The sequence below is a fragment of the Belnapia arida genome (assembly GCF_016773205.1).
GTDB classification, from domain to species: domain Bacteria; phylum Pseudomonadota; class Alphaproteobacteria; order Acetobacterales; family Acetobacteraceae; genus Belnapia; species Belnapia arida.
The window spans coordinates 147,068-162,956 of the sequence record NZ_JAETWB010000003.1 but is presented as its reverse complement, the minus strand read 5'-3'; the positions used below and the strand labels follow the sequence as shown (position 1 = coordinate 162,956).

General features: G+C 70.7%; 16 protein-coding genes. 9 read left to right on the top strand and 7 right to left on the bottom strand.

Annotated elements, in window-relative coordinates; all coding sequences use genetic code 11:
• Positions 1-37 precede the first annotated feature (37 nt).
• Together JMJ56_RS10475 and JMJ56_RS10470 are read left to right on the top strand one after the other, a co-directional pair.
• Entirely contained in the window at positions 38-1,012 is a 975-nt protein-coding gene (locus tag JMJ56_RS10475; protein ID WP_202831572.1) for a hydroxyacid dehydrogenase, read from the top strand.
• Between the two features lie 9 nt (positions 1,013-1,021).
• Positions 1,022-2,362 (top strand): MmgE/PrpD family protein, encoded by a 1,341-nt coding sequence (locus tag JMJ56_RS10470; protein WP_202831571.1) that lies wholly within the window; start codon positions 1,022-1,024, stop codon positions 2,360-2,362.
• Here the strand turns inward: JMJ56_RS10470 and JMJ56_RS10465 are convergent.
• The 4 genes from JMJ56_RS10465 to JMJ56_RS10450 form a co-directional block, all read right to left on the bottom strand.
• On the bottom strand, positions 2,355-3,635 hold the full coding sequence (locus JMJ56_RS10465; protein WP_202831570.1) for a TRAP transporter large permease: 1,281 nt from the start codon (positions 3,633-3,635) through the stop codon (positions 2,355-2,357). The two genes, JMJ56_RS10470 and JMJ56_RS10465, sit on opposite strands and share 8 nt — an antisense overlap.
• 11 nt (positions 3,636-3,646) lie before the next feature.
• The gene (locus JMJ56_RS10460) at positions 3,647-4,177 is read right to left on the bottom strand and encodes a TRAP transporter small permease (protein WP_202831569.1); all 531 of its coding nucleotides are present in this window, start codon (positions 4,175-4,177) and stop codon (positions 3,647-3,649) included.
• Between the two features lie 4 nt (positions 4,178-4,181).
• A complete protein-coding gene (locus tag JMJ56_RS10455) occupies positions 4,182-5,168 on the bottom strand; it encodes a TRAP transporter substrate-binding protein (RefSeq protein ID WP_202831568.1) in 987 nt (328 codons plus the stop codon).
• Between the two features lie 85 nt (positions 5,169-5,253).
• Positions 5,254-5,949: a GntR family transcriptional regulator gene (locus JMJ56_RS10450; protein ID WP_202831567.1), complete on the bottom strand. Its 696-nt coding sequence runs from the start codon at positions 5,947-5,949 to the stop codon at positions 5,254-5,256.
• 60 nt (positions 5,950-6,009) lie between these two features.
• Between JMJ56_RS10450 and araD the strand changes: the two genes are divergently transcribed.
• The 3 genes from araD to JMJ56_RS10440 are packed head-to-tail and all read left to right on the top strand — an operon-like array spanning position 6,010 to position 9,330.
• Entirely contained in the window at positions 6,010-7,737 is a 1,728-nt protein-coding gene (gene araD / locus JMJ56_RS10445; RefSeq protein WP_202831566.1) for an L-arabinonate dehydratase, read from the top strand.
• 60 nt (positions 7,738-7,797) lie between these two features.
• Entirely contained in the window at positions 7,798-7,926 is a 129-nt protein-coding gene (locus JMJ56_RS34825; protein WP_255359969.1) for a hypothetical protein, read from the top strand.
• A 48-nt stretch (positions 7,927-7,974) separates the two neighbouring features.
• Positions 7,975-9,330, top strand: a complete 1,356-nt coding sequence (locus JMJ56_RS10440) for an amidase (protein WP_202831565.1) — start codon at positions 7,975-7,977, stop codon at positions 9,328-9,330.
• On the opposite strand, the gene JMJ56_RS10435 is transcribed toward JMJ56_RS10440, so the two are convergent.
• On the bottom strand, positions 9,311-10,381 hold the full coding sequence (locus JMJ56_RS10435) for an LLM class flavin-dependent oxidoreductase (protein ID WP_202831564.1): 1,071 nt from the start codon (positions 10,379-10,381) through the stop codon (positions 9,311-9,313). The genes JMJ56_RS10440 and JMJ56_RS10435 overlap by 20 nt on opposite strands.
• A 92-nt stretch (positions 10,382-10,473) precedes the next feature.
• On the opposite strand from JMJ56_RS10435, the gene JMJ56_RS10430 reads away from it, so the two are divergent.
• Positions 10,474-11,406, top strand: coding sequence for an AEC family transporter (locus JMJ56_RS10430; protein WP_202831563.1), 933 nt, complete (start codon positions 10,474-10,476; stop codon positions 11,404-11,406).
• Here JMJ56_RS10430 and JMJ56_RS10425 read toward each other — a convergent pair whose 3' ends face one another.
• Complete coding sequence (locus JMJ56_RS10425) at positions 11,407-12,435, bottom strand: amino acid ABC transporter substrate-binding protein (protein ID WP_202831562.1); 1,029 nt, start codon at positions 12,433-12,435, stop codon at positions 11,407-11,409.
• 71 nt (positions 12,436-12,506) lie between these two features.
• On the opposite strand from JMJ56_RS10425, the gene JMJ56_RS10420 reads away from it, so the two are divergent.
• The 3 genes from JMJ56_RS10420 to JMJ56_RS10410 all read left to right on the top strand — a co-directional run bounded on the left by JMJ56_RS10420 (position 12,507) and on the right by JMJ56_RS10410 (position 15,002).
• Positions 12,507-12,965: a hypothetical protein gene (locus tag JMJ56_RS10420; RefSeq protein WP_202831561.1), complete on the top strand. Its 459-nt coding sequence runs from the start codon at positions 12,507-12,509 to the stop codon at positions 12,963-12,965.
• A 72-nt stretch (positions 12,966-13,037) separates the two neighbouring features.
• Positions 13,038-14,255 (top strand): ABC transporter substrate-binding protein, encoded by a 1,218-nt coding sequence (locus tag JMJ56_RS10415; protein WP_202831560.1) that lies wholly within the window; start codon positions 13,038-13,040, stop codon positions 14,253-14,255.
• Between the two features lie 6 nt (positions 14,256-14,261).
• On the top strand, positions 14,262-15,002 hold the full coding sequence (locus tag JMJ56_RS10410; protein ID WP_202831559.1) for a VOC family protein: 741 nt from the start codon (positions 14,262-14,264) through the stop codon (positions 15,000-15,002).
• Positions 15,003-15,010: 8 nt separating this feature from the next.
• Here JMJ56_RS10410 and pdxY read toward each other — a convergent pair whose 3' ends face one another.
• A complete protein-coding gene (gene pdxY / locus JMJ56_RS10405) occupies positions 15,011-15,853 on the bottom strand; it encodes a pyridoxal kinase PdxY (protein ID WP_202831558.1) in 843 nt (280 codons plus the stop codon).
• Positions 15,854-15,889 lie beyond the last annotated feature (36 nt).

Below are 15,889 nucleotides of genomic sequence, written 5' to 3'. Positions count from 1 at the left end.
CTCGGAAAATGCGACCCAACATAGCAAGGCCGCCCTGATGCCGCATGTCGTCTGCCTGCGCCCCGTCCATCCTGAGGCCCTCGCCCTGCTCCGCGCCCGGGAGAGCGTGACGGTCGAGGTGCTCGACCCGGTGAACGAGGAAACCATCGCCGCCTCCATCCCGAAGGCGGAGGCGGTGATCGTCCGCGCCACGCCGATCAACCGCGCCTTCCTCGCCCATGCGAAGAACCTCCGCATCGTCGCCCGCCACGGCGTCGGCTACGACGCGGTGGACGTGCCGGCGCTGACCGAGCGCGGCATCCCGCTGACCGTGACGCCCGACGCCAATGCGGTCAGCGTCGCCGAGCATGCGATGATGTTGTTGCTCAACGTTGCGCGGCAGGCGCGCTTCTACGACACGGCGACGCGCGAGCTGCGCTGGAGCAATCCGCCGGTGCCGGCGACCTTCGACCTTGCCGGCCGCACCATCCTGGTGATGGGCTTCGGCCGCATCGGCGGGCGCGTGGCGCGGCTGGCCGCAGCCTTCGGGATGAACGTGCTCGTGCGGGACCCCTTCATCCCGCAGAACACCATCAAGGGCGCCGGCTTCCGCCCGGTGAAGGACCTGGCGGCCGGGCTGGCCGAGGCGGATGTCGTCACCATCCACCTCCCCAGCAACGAGAAGACGCGCGGCACCGTCAACGGCGAGTTCCTCGCCGGCATGAAGCGCGGTGCCGTGCTGGTGAACACCGCCCGCGGCACGCTGGTGGACGAGGCGGCGCTCGCCGGCGCGCTGACCAGCGGGCATCTCTCCGCCGCCGGCCTTGACGTCTTCTGGGAGGAGCCGGCGCAGGCCGACAACCCGCTGCTCAGGCTGCCGAACGTCATCGTCACCCCGCATACCGCTGCGGCGACGGAGCAAAGCCTGCGCCGAATGGCCTTGTCCTGCGCAGAGAGCATCCTGCAGGTCTTCGACGGCAAGCTCGACCCGGACGTGGTCATCAACCAGGAGGTGCTGCGCGGCAACGCGTAGCGGTAGGGCATGGAGAATCCGCTGCTGGTCCTTGCCGATCACGCCGTGTCCTGGCGTGACCGGCCGCTAGCGCCCGAGGTCGCGCACCATGCGCGGCGGGCGCTGATCGACTGGTTCGCGGCCCTCCTGCCCGGCTGCTCCCGCCCGCCCGCCACGCTGCTCGCCGCGGCGCTGGCAGCGGAGCGCGGCCCCGGCCGCTCCATCTGCTATGTCGACGGCAAGCCAGGGCCGCTGCGCCACGCCGCGCTGCTGAACGCGACGGCGAGCCACACGGTCGAGTTCGACGACATCTTTCGCGATGCCGGCTATCACCCTGCCTGCCCAACCATCCCCCCTGCCCTTGCCGCCATCCAGCAGCAGGGCGGCGGGATGGAGACGCTGCTGCGCGCCGTCGCCGCCGGATACGAGGTCTCCTGCCGCATCGGCATGGCGGTACAGCCGAGCCACTACAGGAACTGGCACACGACCGGCACCGTCGGCACCTTCGGCGCCGCGGCGGCAACCGCGCTGGTGCTCGGCTGCGACGCCCGGCAGATGGCCCATGCCATCGCCACGGCGGCCACCTTCGCCGGCGGGCTGCAACAAGCCTTCCTCTCCGACGGCATGTCGAAGCCGCTGCATCCCGGCCATGCTGCCGAGGCCGGGGCGCTGGCCGCCATCGGCGCCGCGGCGGGCGTGACCGGCGCGCTCGACGTGCTGCACGGGCCGAAGGGCTTCGCGGCGGCGACCAGCGAGGATACCGGCAAGTGGGAGGCGGCCTTCACCGATCTCGGCCGACGCATCTGCATCACCGAGATGACCTTCAAGAACCATGGCTGCTGTGGCCATATTTTTGCGAGTCTGGATGCGGTCGATGACCTGAGACGGGAGCATGGCTTCGGTCCCGATGACGTCGCCGCCATCCATGTCGGCGGCTATGGGCCGACCAAGACCGTCTGCGACCGGCCCGAGGCACGGACCGAGCAGGAATGCCGTTTCTCCACCCAGTACTGCATGGGCGCGCTGCTCGTGCTCGGCGGCGTCCGCCTTGCCGCCTTCGCGCCCGAGAACCTGGCGAACCCGGCCATCCGCGCCATCATGCCGCGGGTGACGGTGGAGCTGGACCCCGAACTGGCCGATGCTTATCCCTCGCGGCGCGCCGCGAGGGTACGGCTGACCCTGCGCGACGGGCGGGTGCTGGACCGCTTCCAGCCGACCCGGAAGGGCGACCCGGACGCCCCGCTCTCGGATGCCGATCTCTCGGCGAAATTCGAGGAGCTGGTGGCCCCCGTCCTCGGCGCCGGCCCGGCCTCCGCCCTGCTGGAGACGCTGTGGCACGGCGATGCCGTGCCCGGCGCGCTGCCTATCTGAACAGCGCCGGCAGCCAGAGGCTCAGCGCCGGCACATAGGTCACCAGCAGCAGCACCACGACCATCGCCGCATAGAAGGGGGCGGAGGTCCTCGTCGCATCCCACATCGAAACATTGCCGACCGCGCAGGCGACGAAGAGCACCGGTCCGACCGGCGGGGTGATGGTGCCGATGCCGAGATTGACGATCAGCACGATGCCGAACTGCACCGGATCCATGCCGATCGCCTTCACCACCGGCAGGAAGATCGGCGTACCGATCATGATGAGCGGCGCCATGTCCATGAAGGTGCCGAGCAGCAGCAGCACGATGTTGATGATGAGCAGCGTCATCAGCGGGTCGTCGGTGATGTCCTTCATCAGCGCCACCGTCTGCGCCGGCACCTGCAGCAGTGCCATCAGCCAGCCGAAGGCGGAGGCCGTGCCGATGATGAGCATCACCATGCCCGTCGTCCGCACCGCCCCGCCGACCGCATGGACGAAGCCCTGCCAGCTCAGGCTGCGATAGACCAGCAGCACCACCAGCAGCGCATAGATCACCGCCACGCAGGCGCTCTCGGTCGCGGTGAAGACGCCGCTGCGTACGCCGGCGAAGATGATCACGATGAGCATCAGCCCGGGGATGGCGTTGAAGACCAGCCGCGCCAGGATCGCCCAGCCCGGGAAAATCTCCCGCGGATAGCCGCGCTTTACCGCCACCAGCCAGGCAACGACCATCAGCGAGGCCATCATCACGATGCCGGGGACGATGCCGGCGGTGAAGAGGTCCGCCACGCTGATCGCCCCACCGGCCGCGATGACGTAGAGGATCATGTTGTGGCTGGGCGGAATCAGCAGGTCGATCAGCGCGGCATTCGCCGTGATGTTGACGGCGTAATCAGGCGCATAGCCGCGCGCCTTCATCTGCGGGATCATCACGCCGCCAACCGCGCTGGCATCCGCCACGGCCGAGCCGGAGACGCCGCCGAACAGCGTCGCCGCGACAATGTTCACCTGCCCGAGCCCACCGCGCAGATGCCCGACCATGGCGGCAGCCAGCGCCACCAGCCGGTCGGCGATCTGGCCCCGCATCATCAGGTCGCCGGCGAAGATGAAGAAGGGGATCGCCAGCATGGAGAAGACGTTCATGCCCGAGGAGAGCTGCTGGAACACCACGATCGGCGGCAGTTCCATGTAAAGCACGGTGGCGAAGGCCGCGGCGCCGAGGCAGAAGGCAACCGGTACGCCGATCAGCAGCAGCAGCGTGAAGCTGCCGAGCAGCAGGGTGAGTTCCACGGCGGTTGCCTTCAGCTATCGGTCAGGATGGTATCGGCCGGCAGGCCGACCGGCGCCCGGCCCGTTGCCAGCCGCGCCACCAGCCGCTCCAACCCGAACAGCGCCATCAGCGCGCCGCCGAGGGTGATCGGCAGGTATTCCACCGTACCCGGCAGGCCGAGCGTCGGCAGCGTCGCATTCCAGACGGTGAGCGCGAGATCGCTGCCGTACCAAGCCATGGCGGCGCCGAAGACGGTGATGGTCAGGTCCGAGACGATGTGGAAGGCCAGCGCGAGGCCCGGCGGCAGCGTGTCGCGCAGCGTCTCGAAGCCCATGTGGAAGCCCTCGCGCACGCCCGCCGCGGCGGCGCCGAGGATGACCCAGCCCATCAGCAGCAGCGCTGAGGCCTCCGCCCAGGCCGGCGTGTCATTCAGCACGAAGCGGCCGAAGACACCCCAGGCGACGACCGCGGTCATCGCCACCATGGCGATGCCGGCGATGAGGATCGCAGCCTGCGCCACGACCGCCAGCACCGAGGAAAGGCCTTGATGCAGTGCCTGCATGCGCTCAGGCCGAGCGGATTCGGTCGACGAGTGCCTTCAGCTTGGCGTCGCGCACGAACTGGTCGTAGACAGGCTGCACCAGCTTGGCAAAGGCCGGCTTGTCGGCCTGCACGACCTGCGCGCCGCCGGCCTCGACCTGCTTCCGCGCGTCCTCCTCCATCTTCACCCAGAGCGCGCGCATATGCGGCACGCTCTCCTTCGCTGCCTGACGCATGATCTCCTGGTCAGGCTTCGGAAGCCGGTCGAAGCTACGCTTGCTCATCGCCACGATCTCGGGCGTCAGGCTGTGCTCGGTCAGCGCATAGTGCTTCGCCACCTCGAAGTGGCGAGCGGTGAGGAAGGAGGGGAAGTTGTTCTCGGCGCCGTCGACGACGCCGGTCTGCAGCGCCGAGTAGACCTCGCCATAGGGCAGCGGCGTCGCATTGGCGCCGAAGGCCCGCATCATCGCCACCCACATGTCCGATTGCTGGACGCGGATCTTGAGGCCCTTCATCTCCTCCGGCGTCCGGGCCGGCCGGCCGCGGGTGTAGAAGCTGCGCGCGCCGGCATCGTAATAGGCCAGGGTGACAAGGCCATGCGGCAAGGTCGCCTTGCCGATATCCTCACCGATCGGCCCATCCATTACCTGCTGCATGTGGGCGGTGTCGCGGAACAGGAAAGGCAGGCCGGCGACCAGCGTCTCCGGCACCAGGTTGTTCAACGGCGCGGTGTTGACGCGAGTGATGTCGATGACGCCGAAGCGCGTCTGCTCCAGCGTGTCCTTCTCGTCGCCGAGCTGGCGGGAATGGAACATCTGGATCCGGATGCGCCCGCCGGTCCGCTCCTCGAGCAGCTTGCCCATGTATTTCACGCCCTCGATGGTCGGATAGCCATCGGGGTGTACGTCGGCAGCCCGGAGTGTGACGCCCTGGGCGCTGGCCCGTCCGCGGATCCAGGGGGCGGCGAGGACGGCGCCGAGCATCAGGCGGCGGCGGATGGTGACGCTCTCCATCGGATCATTCCTCCCTCAGGGCGATCTCCGCCGCCCGATCAACTGCAATAGCAGATAGCAGCTTGCGCCACGCCCGCTCAGGAAGTCAACGGCCCTGGCGCGGGGCGGCAAGGACGCCGTTGGTCGTGAGGGAGCGGAGGACATGATGCCGCATCCGTGCCTCGGCCAGTGCCGGGTCCCGCGTCTTGAGCGCGGCAAGGATCGAGGCGTGCTCGCGCAGCGCCTTCGGCATGTCCTTCGGCGTGCTGCCGAGCGCGCGCAGCCGGCCGAGATCGTCATAGGCCCGGAGCGCCTCAAGCGACTTCACCAGGAAGAGGTTGCCCGTCGCACCCTGGAGGATGGCATGGAAGCGCTCGTTCAGCTCGGCCAGCGCCTCGGCGTCGGCCGCAGCCGTCGCGCCGCGCATGCTGCGCACGATCGCAGCGAGTTCCGCAAGGTCCTCGCCCGACATGCGCTCGGCGGCCAGCGCGGCGGCCACGCCTTCCAGTGCGGCGCGGATCCGGCCGAGCTCGGCCAGGCGCTCCGGCCCGATCTCCGCCACCACCGTGCCGCGACGCGGCAGGGTGACGACCATGCCGTCATGCTCCAACCGCCGGAGCGCCTCCCGCACCGGCTGGGCGGAGATGCCGAGGGCCTGCGCCATGCTGCGCTCGGAGATGCGGCTGCCCGGCCGCAGCGTGCCCTGGACGATGCCGTCGCGCAGGCGCCGATAGGCCCGCTCCCCGAGCGAGAGCGTCTCCTCCTCGGCAAGCGGCTCGACCGGGATTGTGCCAGCGGACATGGACAACTGCTATAGCAGCTGGCAGTTTGGCCCGGAAGTCATTGCCGTTGAGGAAATGCCATGCCCCGCAAGAGGCCCGAGGAGTTGCGCAGCCACCGCTGGTTCGGGGTGGACGACCTCCGCGCCTTCGGCCACCGCTCCCGCCTGTTGCAGACCGGCCTTGCCGAGGCGGATTTCCGTGGCAAGCCGGTGATCGGCATCATCAACACCTGGTCCGACCTCAGCGTCTGCCACGCCCATTTCCGGACACGCGCGGAGGAGGTGAAGCGCGGCGTCTGGCAGGCAGGCGGCTTCCCGGTCGAGCTGCCGGCGCATCCGGTGACGGAGCAGTACCAGAAGCCGAGCAGCATGCTCTACCGCAACTTCCTGGCGATGGAGACGGAGGAGCTGGCACGCAGCCACCCCTGCGACGGGCTCGTGCTGATGGGTGGCTGCGACAAAACGCCGCCCGCCCTGGTCATGGGCGCGCTCTCGGCCAACCTGCCCTGCGTCTTCGTCCCCGCCGGGCCGATGCTCTCGGGCAATTGGCACGGCAAGAAGCTCGGCAGCGGCAGCGACGTGTGGAAGTACAATGCCGAGCTCCGCGCCGGGAACATCACCCAGGCGCAGTGGAAGGACATGGAGAGCGGCATCGCCCGCAGCTTCGGCACCTGCATGACGGCGGGCACCGCGGCGACGATGATGCTGGCGGTGGAGGCGATGGGCCTTGCCCTGCCCGGCGCCTCCTCCATCCCCGCGGCCGATGCGGCCCATCCCCGCATGGCGACGGCCGCCGGGCGCCGCATCGTCGAGATGGTCTGGGAGGATGCGACGCCGGCGAGCTTCCTCACCCAGGCCAGCATCGACAATGCGGTGACGGCGACAATGGGATTCGGCGGCTCGACCAACGCCATCCCGCATCTCATTGCCATGGCGCGGCGTGGCGGCTTTCAGCTCGACCTGGACCGGTTCGATGCCATCAGCCGGCGCACGCCGCTCATCGCCAACCTGCGCCCAAACGGCGACACCTGGCTTATGGAGGACTTCTACTACGCCGGCGGCGCGCGCGCCTTCCTCGCGCGCCTCGCCCCCTGGCTCGACCTCTCCGCCCGCACCGTCACCGGCGCGACGCTCGGCGAGAACCTCGAAGGCGCCGAGTGCTTCAACGAGGACATCATCCGCCCGCTCGACCGGCCGCTCCAGGCTGAGGGGGGCGTCGCCATCCTGCGAGGCTCGCTCGCCCCGCGCGGCGCCGTCATCAAGACCAGCGCGGCCGACCCGCTCCTGCTGAGCCATACGGGCCCGGCCGTGGTCTTCGAGGACTACAACGACATGAACGCCCGGCTCGATGACCCGGCGCTTGAGGTCACGCCCGACAGCGTGCTGGTGCTGCGCCAGGCTGGCCCCCAGGGCGGGCCCGGCATGCCGGAATGGGGCATGATGCCCATCCCGAAGAAGCTGCTCCAACAGGGGGTGCGGGACATGGTGCGGCTCTCCGACGCCCGGATGTCCGGCACCAGCTACGGCACCTGCATCCTGCATGTCGCTCCGGAGTCCCATATCGGCGGCCCGCTCGCCCTGGTCCGCACCGGCGACCTGATCCGGCTCGACGTGCCGAACCGCGGCCTCGACCTGCTGGTGGAGCCGGCGGAGCTGGAGCGGCGCCGCGCCGCCTGGACCCCACCGCCCCGCCGCTACACCCGCGGCTGGACCTCGCTCTACCTCGACCATGTCGGCCAGGCAGATGAGGGCTGCGATTTCGACTTCCTGGAACACGGAGCACCGACGCCGGAGCCGGAAATTCACTGAACCGTGTATCGATGTCTTAACGAGTGGTCGGTAGGTTACGGCGATCGAGAGGCAATACGCGTGACCGAAGATCAAACCGAGAACGACGGAGAATTTCACCTGCTGGAGGGCTGGATGCTCGGCGTTCTGCTCTTCCCGCTGGCGATGGAAGAGATCGAGCGGGTGCCGGCCGCCAACGACACGGAATAGCCGCCGGGCGGGCTTGCCGCGGCCGGAGATCCTGGCCAGCATCCGCCCATGCAGCACATCGCCGATGCCGCGGCCGCCCTGGCCAGCGGCCGCATCTCCGCCGAAGCCCTGGTCGATGCCACGCTTCAGCGCATCGCCGACCCGGCGGGCGAAGGCCGCCGCACCTTCACCGCCGTCCATGCCGAAGCCGCCCGCGCCGAAGCCCGTGCCCTAGACGCGCTTCGCCATGCCGGCCGCGCGCCAAGCCCCTGGGCCGGCATCCCCATCACGGTCAAGGACCTGTTCGACGAGCGCGGCCACCCGACGCCGGCGGGCTCCGTGGTGCTCAAGGATGCCCCCGCCGCGGCGCGGGACGCGCCAACGGTCGCCCGCCTGCGGCGGATGGGCTTCGTCGTCATCGGCCGCACCAACATGGTGGAGTTCGCCTTCTCCGGCCTCGGGGTGAATCCGCATCACGGCACGCCGCTCTCGCCCTGGGACCGGGCGACGGGACGGTTGCCAGGGGGCTCCTCCTCCGGGGTCGCGGTAGCGGCGGCTGATCATATGGGCTTCGGCGGGCTGGGAACGGATACCGGCGGCTCCTGCCGCGTCCCGGCCGCGCTTTGCGGCGTGGTCGGCTACAAGCCGACGGCGCGGCGGGTGCCCAACACCGGCGTGCTGCCCCTCGCCCCCTCGCTCGACTCGGTCGGGCCGCTGGCCCGGAGCGTCGCCTGCTGCCACCTGCTCGATGCCGTCATCAGCGGCGAGGAGACCCCGCCACCGCTGAAGGCGCGGCCGCTCGCCGGGCTTCGCCTGGGCCTTCCGCGGCGGACCTTCCTGACCGACGACATGGACACCACGGTCAGCAACGCCTTCCAGCGCGCCCTTTCCCGCCTCTCCGCCGCCGGCGCGCGGATCGAGCTCTTCGACATCCCGGAACTCGCCGAGTTGCCGGCGGTGAATGCGACGGGCGGCTTCGCCGCGAGCGAGGCCTGGGCTTGGCACCGGGCCCTCATCGCCGAGAAGGCCAGCCAGTACGATCCGCGCATCCTCGCCCGCATCCGCCGCGGCGAGCGGATGGGTGCGGCCGACTATATCGACCTGGTCGCCGCCCGCGCCCGGCTCTGCGAGGCCGTCGCCCACCGCAGCCAGGAGTTCGACGCAATGGTGACGCCGACCTGCCCCATCATTCCCCCGGCGCTGGCCGAGGTGGAGCCGGAGGCGGAGTACAACCGCATCAACCTGCTGCTGCTGCGGAACACAGCGGTCGGCAATTTCCTCGACCGGTGCAGCATCAGCCTGCCCATCCACCGGCCCGGCGAGGCGCCGGTCGGGCTGATGCTGACCGGCGAGACCATGGCGGATACGGCGCTCTTCCGCACCGCCGCGGCCGTGGAGGCCGCCCTTACCGAAACGCCCGCATGATCCGCGCCCAGTCCTCGATCGCCGCCTCCTGCCCGGGGACGATCTGGACGGTGAACTCGGTATAGCCGGCATCGCGGAGGTCGCCGACGCGGCGCCGCAGTTCCGCCTCGGTCGCGGTGAAGCTGCTGGTGCGGATCATCTCCGCGGTGACGAAGGGCCGCTCCTCGGGCTTCACGAACATCAGGTGGCCGCGATGGTTGTGCAGCCAGGGGGCATCCTTCGGCTCGAAGGTCCGGGCCAGCGCCACGTACCCTTCGACCGCCGCCCGGCAGCTCTCCGGTACCGGGGTGATGTTGGGCAGGCCGGAGAGCACCTCATCCGCCGCCCGGTGCAGCAGCACGGCGGCGCGCGGCCCGGCCTGGGCCACGGCACGGTCGCTGTCCGCCGGCTCGCCCTCCTCCAGCACGCAGCCAAGAACGAAGGCCGTCGCCTGTAGATCGCCCGCCGCTTGGCCAGCCGCCGCCCAGGATTGCTGCATCTCGCCCAGCATGGCGACGGCGGCCGGGACATCGGAGAAGAAATTGATCCACCCCGCCCCGAGCCGCGCCGTCAGCGCTCGGGCCCGCGGCCCGGCGGCGGCCAAATGCAGCCGCATGGGCGTGCGCGTGTCGATCAGGCCCAGACCGGGGTTCAGCAGCCGGATCTTCCGGCGTTGCCCCTCGATCTCGGTCTCCACCGTTTCCTCGGCGAGGAGGGCGAGCATCACCCGCACATACTCCTCGAAATCCTTCAGCCTCATGGCGCCGAGCCCCATGGCCCGCCGCCCCGTGAAGCCGGTGCCCAGCCCCATGTCGACCCGCCCCGGCGCCAGCTTGTTCAGCGAGGCGAAGGCATTGGCCGTGACCGCCGCGATCCGGTTGGAGGGGATCAGCACCCCGGTGCCGAGCCGGATGCGGCTGGTCTTCACCGCCGCCGCGCCCATGGCGACGAAGCAGTCCGCGCTCAGCATCTGGGTGTCGTAGAACCAGGCGGAGCGGAAGCCGAGTTCCTCCGCACGCTGCGCCAGCTGCCAGCTCTCGGCGTCCGTCGCCATGGCGATGCCGAATTCCATGGGCCTGCTTCCTCCACTGTTTCCGCCAGGGAAGCGCGGCCGGGCAGGCGCGGCAAGCTTCCCTGCCGCGCCGCTGCCGTTATGGTGGGGGCGTGATCTCCTTCCTCGCCCTCTGCCTGCCCATCTTCGCCGTCATCGGCGTCGGATGGGCCGCAGCGTGGCGCGGCGCGATCACCCCCGCCATGGTCGATGCCGTCGGCAGCTTCTCCTTCCTTTTCGCCCTGCCGGCGCTGCTGCTGCGGCTGATGGCGTCCCAGCCGCTCGGCCGCAGCTTCGACCCCGGCTTCTTCCTCGGCTATCTCGGCGCCTGCCTCGCCGTCTTCGCGCTGGTGATGGCGGCGGCCCTGCCCTTCCGCCGACGCGCCCCGGCGGCGGCGATCGGGGCTGCGGCGGCCATGGGCAATGTCGGCTATCTCGGCCCGCCCCTGCTGCTGCCGCTGCTCGGCGAGCGCGGGGCCGGGCCCATCGCCATGTCGATCATGTCCGAGGTGGCGGTGGTGCTGGCGCTCGGCTCGGTGCTGATGGCGCCGGGATCCGGGCTCCGCACCATGGGGCGGGTCGGCCGCATTCTCATCCGCAACCCGGTCCTGCTGTCGATCGGCGGCGGGGCGCTGCTCGGCGCGGCGGCGATTCCGCTGCCGGGGCCGGTCGAGCGCTTCCTCGGCTTCCTCGGCGGCGCGGCGGGGCCGACGGCGCTCTTCGCCCTCGGCGGCACCCTCGCCCGCCTTCGCATCGACCGGCGGCTGCTGGCCGTGGCGAGCGGGGCGGTCGCGGCGAAGCTGCTGCTCTATCCGTTGGTGGTCTGGCTGGTGCTTGGGCAGGCGCTCGGCCTTGCCCCGGTCTGGGTTCAGTCCGGCGTGCTGCTGGCGGCGATGCCGACCGCGACCAATGCCTTCGTCCTCGCCCAGCGCAATCAGGCGGCGACCGACGAGGTCTCCGCCGTGGTGCTGTTCTCGACGCTGATCGCCACCTTCGCCTTCCCGGTGACGGCCTGGCTGGTGGCGCCGCCGGTGGCGCTGCCCTGATTACCGGATGGGCGGTGCGTACATCAGCCCGCCCCGCGTCCACAGGTCGTTCAGCCCGCGCCGCAGCCCGACCGTGGTGGCCATGCCGAGGTTGCGCTCGAAGATCTCGCCGTAATTGCCCGCCGCCTTGATCGCCCAATAGGCCCAGCGCCGGTCGAGCCCCATCAACGGCCCATGGTCGCCGACGAGGCCGAGCAGCCGCCGCACCTCGGGATTCTGGCTGGTGAGGAAGCTGTCGACATTCGCCTGGGTGATGCCAAGCTCCTCGGCCGTCAGCAAGGCGAAGAAGCTCCAGCGGACGATGTCGAACCACTGGTCGTCGCCGTGGCGCACCACCGGCGAATGCGGTTCCTTGCTGATGATCTCGGGGAGGATCACATGCTCCTCCGGATGCGGGAAGGAGGCGCGGAGGCCGGCGAGCTGGCTCGCATCCGTGCTGTAGGCGTCGCAGCGCCCTGCCAGGTAGCTGCGCCGCGCCTCGTCATTCTGCTCGAAGACCACGGGGCGGTAGTCGATCTTGTTCGTGCGCGCCCAATCGGTCAGGTTCAGCTCGTTGGTGCTGCCGGCGACGACGCAGATCGAGGCGCCGACCAGCTCCAGCGCGGATTTGAGGCCGAGCGAGGTCCGCAGCAGGAAGCCCTGCCCGTCATAGAAGCTGACCCCGGTGAAGTTCAGCCCGTTCGCCGTGTCGCGCGACTGGGTCCAGGTGACGGTGCGGATCAGCACGTCGATCTGCCCGGATTGCAGCGCCGGCAGCCGCGCCGTGGTGGTCAGCGGCACCCAGCGGATCTTCGCCGCATCGCCGAGCACGGCGCCGGCCAGCGCCCGGCAGAGATCGTTGTCGAGGCCCCGGTACTCGCCGCGGCTGTCGGGCAGGGAGAAGCCGGCCGCACCCGTCGATGTGCCGCAGACCAGCAGGTCCCGCTGCCGCACCGCGGCCAGGGTCGGCCCGGCGCTCTGCGGCTGGGCTTCGGCGGCGAGCGGGGCAAGGCCGGCCGCGAGCGCCACGGCAAGCAGGAAGGCTTTCATCCATCATCTCCCGGTGATGTCGGGCATGATGGGCAACCCTTCGCGCCAAGGCTAGGCTCGGCCTGCAGACCATGAAGCGACGCCACCTCCTCTTCGCCGCCGCCCTGCCCTTCCAGGTGACGGAGGGCGAGCATCTCCGCCTCACCGGCCGCGTCCTTGGCTGGACCATCCTGCGCGACCGTGCGCCCAGCCGCGAGGCACCGGAGACGGGGATGGTGCTGATCCGCGTCCAACGCCCGGTGCCGCCGGCGAGCCGCCCGGGCCATCTGGCGGCGATGCTCCGCGCCTTCCGCCCCTTCCACTTCGCCGGCTTTCCGGCGGAGGAGAGTGTCGAACTCGCCAACCTCCCCGGCACCGCCATCGAGACCCGGGCCATGGGCATCGGCAGCCGGCAGGCGCTGACGGTCCGCGCCGTCTGCCTCTACGGGCGGGAGCGGAGCTACCTGCTGATCGCCTCGGCGCCCGAGGCGGACTGGGCCGTGCTCCGCCCGGATGTGCTGCGGGTGATGGAAGGCTTCCGCCCCCGCTGAGCGGCGCAGCCCATTGCGCCTTCGGGCCGAAGGCGCAAGGTTGTCGGCGAGGGATGGGAGGAAGACACGACAATGCTCAACACCCGGCGGGACATCCTGGCGGCCTGCGGCGCGCTGGCCGGGGCCGGCGCGGCCCGTGCCCAATCCACCCCGGCGCTGCGCCTCGGCATCCTCGGCGACCTGTCCGGCCCCTATCGTGACCTCTCCGGCCTCGGCACCATGGCCTGCGTGCGGCAGGCGATCGAGGATGCCGGCCTGCCGCTCCAGGTCGAGGTCGTCCATGCCGACCACCAGCACAAGCCGGATGTCGGCGCCGCCATCGCCCGGCAGTGGTACGACCGCGACGGGGTGGATGCGATCCTCGAGGTGAACAACTCCGCCATCGCCCTCGCCGTCGCCGACCTGGCGCGGGAGAAGGACAAGGTCTTCCTCGCCACCGGCCCGGCCACCGCCGATCTGCACGGCCCGCGCTGCAGCCCGAACCATGTGCATTGGACCTACGACACCTGGATGCTGGCGCATGGCGCCGGCACCGCGGCCGTCAGGGCGGGCGGCGACAGCTGGTTCTTCCTCACCGCCGACTATGCCTTCGGCCATGCTCTGCAACGCGATACGGCGCGCGCGGTGGAATCGGCCGGCGGCAAGGTGCTCGGCCAGTCGCGCTACCCCTTCCCGCAGACCACCGACTATTCCTCCTTCCTGCTGCAGGCCCAGGCCTCGCGCGCCAAGGTGCTTGGCCTCGCGAATGCCGGGACGGACACCGTCAACTGCGTGAAGCAGGCGCACGAGTTCGGCCTGACGCGGCGGATGAAGCTGGTCGGCCTGCTCTGCCTGCTCGGCGATGTCCGGGCGATGGGGGCCGAGGCGGCGCAGGGCCTGATGCTGACCGAGCCCTTCTACTGGGACCTCAACGACCGCACCCGCGCCTTCACGCGGCGGGCGCTGCCGAGGATGCCGCCCAACATCTACCCGAGCACCAACCATGCCGGCGCCTATTCGGCCGTGACCCACTACCTGAAGGCCGCCGCCGCCATGGGCCCGGCCGGGGCCAAGGCCTCCGGCCGCGCCACCATCGCGCGGATGAAGGCGCTGCCGACCGATGACGACTGCTTCGGTCCCGGCCGGGTGCGCGAGGACGGCCGCAAGATCCACCCCGTCTATCTCTTCGAAGTCAAGCCGCCCGCCGAGGTGCGGCGCGAGTGGGACCTCTACCGCCTCGCCGGCACCATCGAGGCCGAGGAGGCGATGCGGCCGCTCGCCGAGGGCGGCTGCCCGCTGGTCCGGGGCTGAGGTCGGATGGCACCGGGAGCCGCCGGCCCCATCCTCGGCCTCGACCACGTCATCCTCGCCGTACCGCGGCTCGATGCGGTCATTGCGGCCTATGAGCTGCTGTTCGAGCGCGCGCCTGCCGCGAGGAGCGAATCCCGGGCGCGCTTCGCCCTCGCCAATGTCGGCCTCGTCCTGGCCGAAGGCGAGGCGCCGACGGGCCTCGCCTTCGCCGTGACGGAGGCGGAGAGCGCGCTCCGCCTCCTGGAACGCCGTGGCCTGCCGGGCAGCCCGGCACAACCCTGGCAGGAGGCGCAGGCCTGGCCGCTGGACCCGGCCGCCGCCCGCGGTCTCCACTTCAGGCTGACCGCGGCAGGGCCGGTCGGGGACGCAGCCTCCGCCATCCGGCTCGACCATGCCGTCGTCCGCAGCACCGACCCGGAGCGGACGCTTGCCCTGCTGGGCGGCAGGCTGGGGCTGGAACTGCGGCTTGACCGCAGCAACCCGGATTGGGGCACGCGGCTGCTCTTCTTCCGCTGCGGCGATCTGGTGATCGAGGTGTCGCATGAGCTGAAGGGCGGGATCGGCGACGGCCCCGACAGCCTCTGGGGCCTCACCTGGCGCGTGCCCGATGTCGCCGCCAGCCATGCGCGGCTCGGGGCGGCGGGCCTGCCCGTCTCGCCGCTGCGGACGGGGCGGAAGCCGGGGACGCGCCTCTTCACCCTGCGTGGCGATGCGGCCGGGCTGCCGACTGCCTTCATCGGCGCCTGACCGGCGGGCTACACGCCCTCCGGCTCGAACCAGCGGGACGGGCGGACGAATTCCTCCTGCGCCGTGACGGTCAGCAACTCGCGCGAGCCGGCCTCCATCGTCCGCCGCAGCAGGCCATGGATGGAGGAGGCGGCCGCCGCCATCGCCCCCGCCGCCTCGCCGCGCAGCCGGTGGAAGAGGAACAGCGCCGCGATCGCATCCCCCGCGCCGTTGAAGGACTGCTCGAGCCGCGGCGTCCGCAGCCGCCAGAAGCGCCCGCCCTCGCCGACCAGCAGATCGACGCAATCCGCCGGCGTCTCCTCGGTGCGAAGGCTCGTCACCATCACGCAGCGCGGCCCACGCGCCTGCAAGGCGACGATGGCCGCCTTGGCCGCCGCCAGCGTGCCGACCGTGCCGCCAGTGAGCCATTCCAGCTCGAACTGGTTGGGCGTGGCGAGATCGGCGAGCGGCAGCGCATGGTCGCGCAGCAGCTCGGCGATGCCGGGCCGGACATAGACGCGGCCATCGTCGCCGATCACCGGGTCGCAGCAGTAGAGCGCGGCGGGGTTGGCGGATTTTACCCGGGCGACGGCATCGAGCACCGCCTCGCCCGTCTCCGCATCGCCGATATAGCCGGAGAGCACAGCATCGCAGGCCGGCAGCACGCCGCGCTCCTCGATGCCCTGCACGCAGTCGCGGATCAGGCTTGCCGGGAAGACCGTGCCGCGGAAGGCGCCATGCCCCGGATGATTGGAGAACTGCACGGTGTTGACCGCCCAGACCTCGGCCCCGAGCCGCTGCAGGGGAAAGGCCGCGCTGGCGTTGCCGACATGGCCATAGGCCACCCAGGACTGGATCGAGAGGATGTTCACGCCGGCAAGGCTAGGGCATCCTGGCCGCAACGAAAA

Bases quoted from the DNA above. Each gene is read 5' to 3' on its own strand.
- JMJ56_RS10435 (WP_202831564.1), bottom strand. From the start codon at position 10,381: ATGGAATTCGGCATCGCCATGGCGACGGACGCCGAGAGCTGGCAGCTG.
- JMJ56_RS10475 (WP_202831572.1), top strand. From the start codon at position 38: ATGCCGCATGTCGTCTGCCTGCGCCCCGTCCATCCTGAGGCCCTCGCC.
- JMJ56_RS10455 (WP_202831568.1), bottom strand. From the start codon at position 5,168: ATGGAGAGCGTCACCATCCGCCGCCGCCTGATGCTCGGCGCCGTCCTC.
- JMJ56_RS10425 (WP_202831562.1), bottom strand. From the start codon at position 12,435: ATGAAAGCCTTCCTGCTTGCCGTGGCGCTCGCGGCCGGCCTTGCCCCG.
- JMJ56_RS10410 (WP_202831559.1), top strand. From the start codon at position 14,262: ATGGCACCGGGAGCCGCCGGCCCCATCCTCGGCCTCGACCACGTCATC.
- JMJ56_RS10450 (WP_202831567.1), bottom strand. From the start codon at position 5,949: ATGTCCGCTGGCACAATCCCGGTCGAGCCGCTTGCCGAGGAGGAGACG.
- JMJ56_RS10470 (WP_202831571.1), top strand. From the start codon at position 1,022: ATGGAGAATCCGCTGCTGGTCCTTGCCGATCACGCCGTGTCCTGGCGT.
- JMJ56_RS10420 (WP_202831561.1), top strand. From the start codon at position 12,507: ATGAAGCGACGCCACCTCCTCTTCGCCGCCGCCCTGCCCTTCCAGGTG.
- JMJ56_RS10440 (WP_202831565.1), top strand. From the start codon at position 7,975: ATGCAGCACATCGCCGATGCCGCGGCCGCCCTGGCCAGCGGCCGCATC.
- JMJ56_RS10460 (WP_202831569.1), bottom strand. From the start codon at position 4,177: ATGCAGGCACTGCATCAAGGCCTTTCCTCGGTGCTGGCGGTCGTGGCG.
- JMJ56_RS10415 (WP_202831560.1), top strand. From the start codon at position 13,038: ATGCTCAACACCCGGCGGGACATCCTGGCGGCCTGCGGCGCGCTGGCC.
- araD (WP_202831566.1), top strand. From the start codon at position 6,010: ATGCCCCGCAAGAGGCCCGAGGAGTTGCGCAGCCACCGCTGGTTCGGG.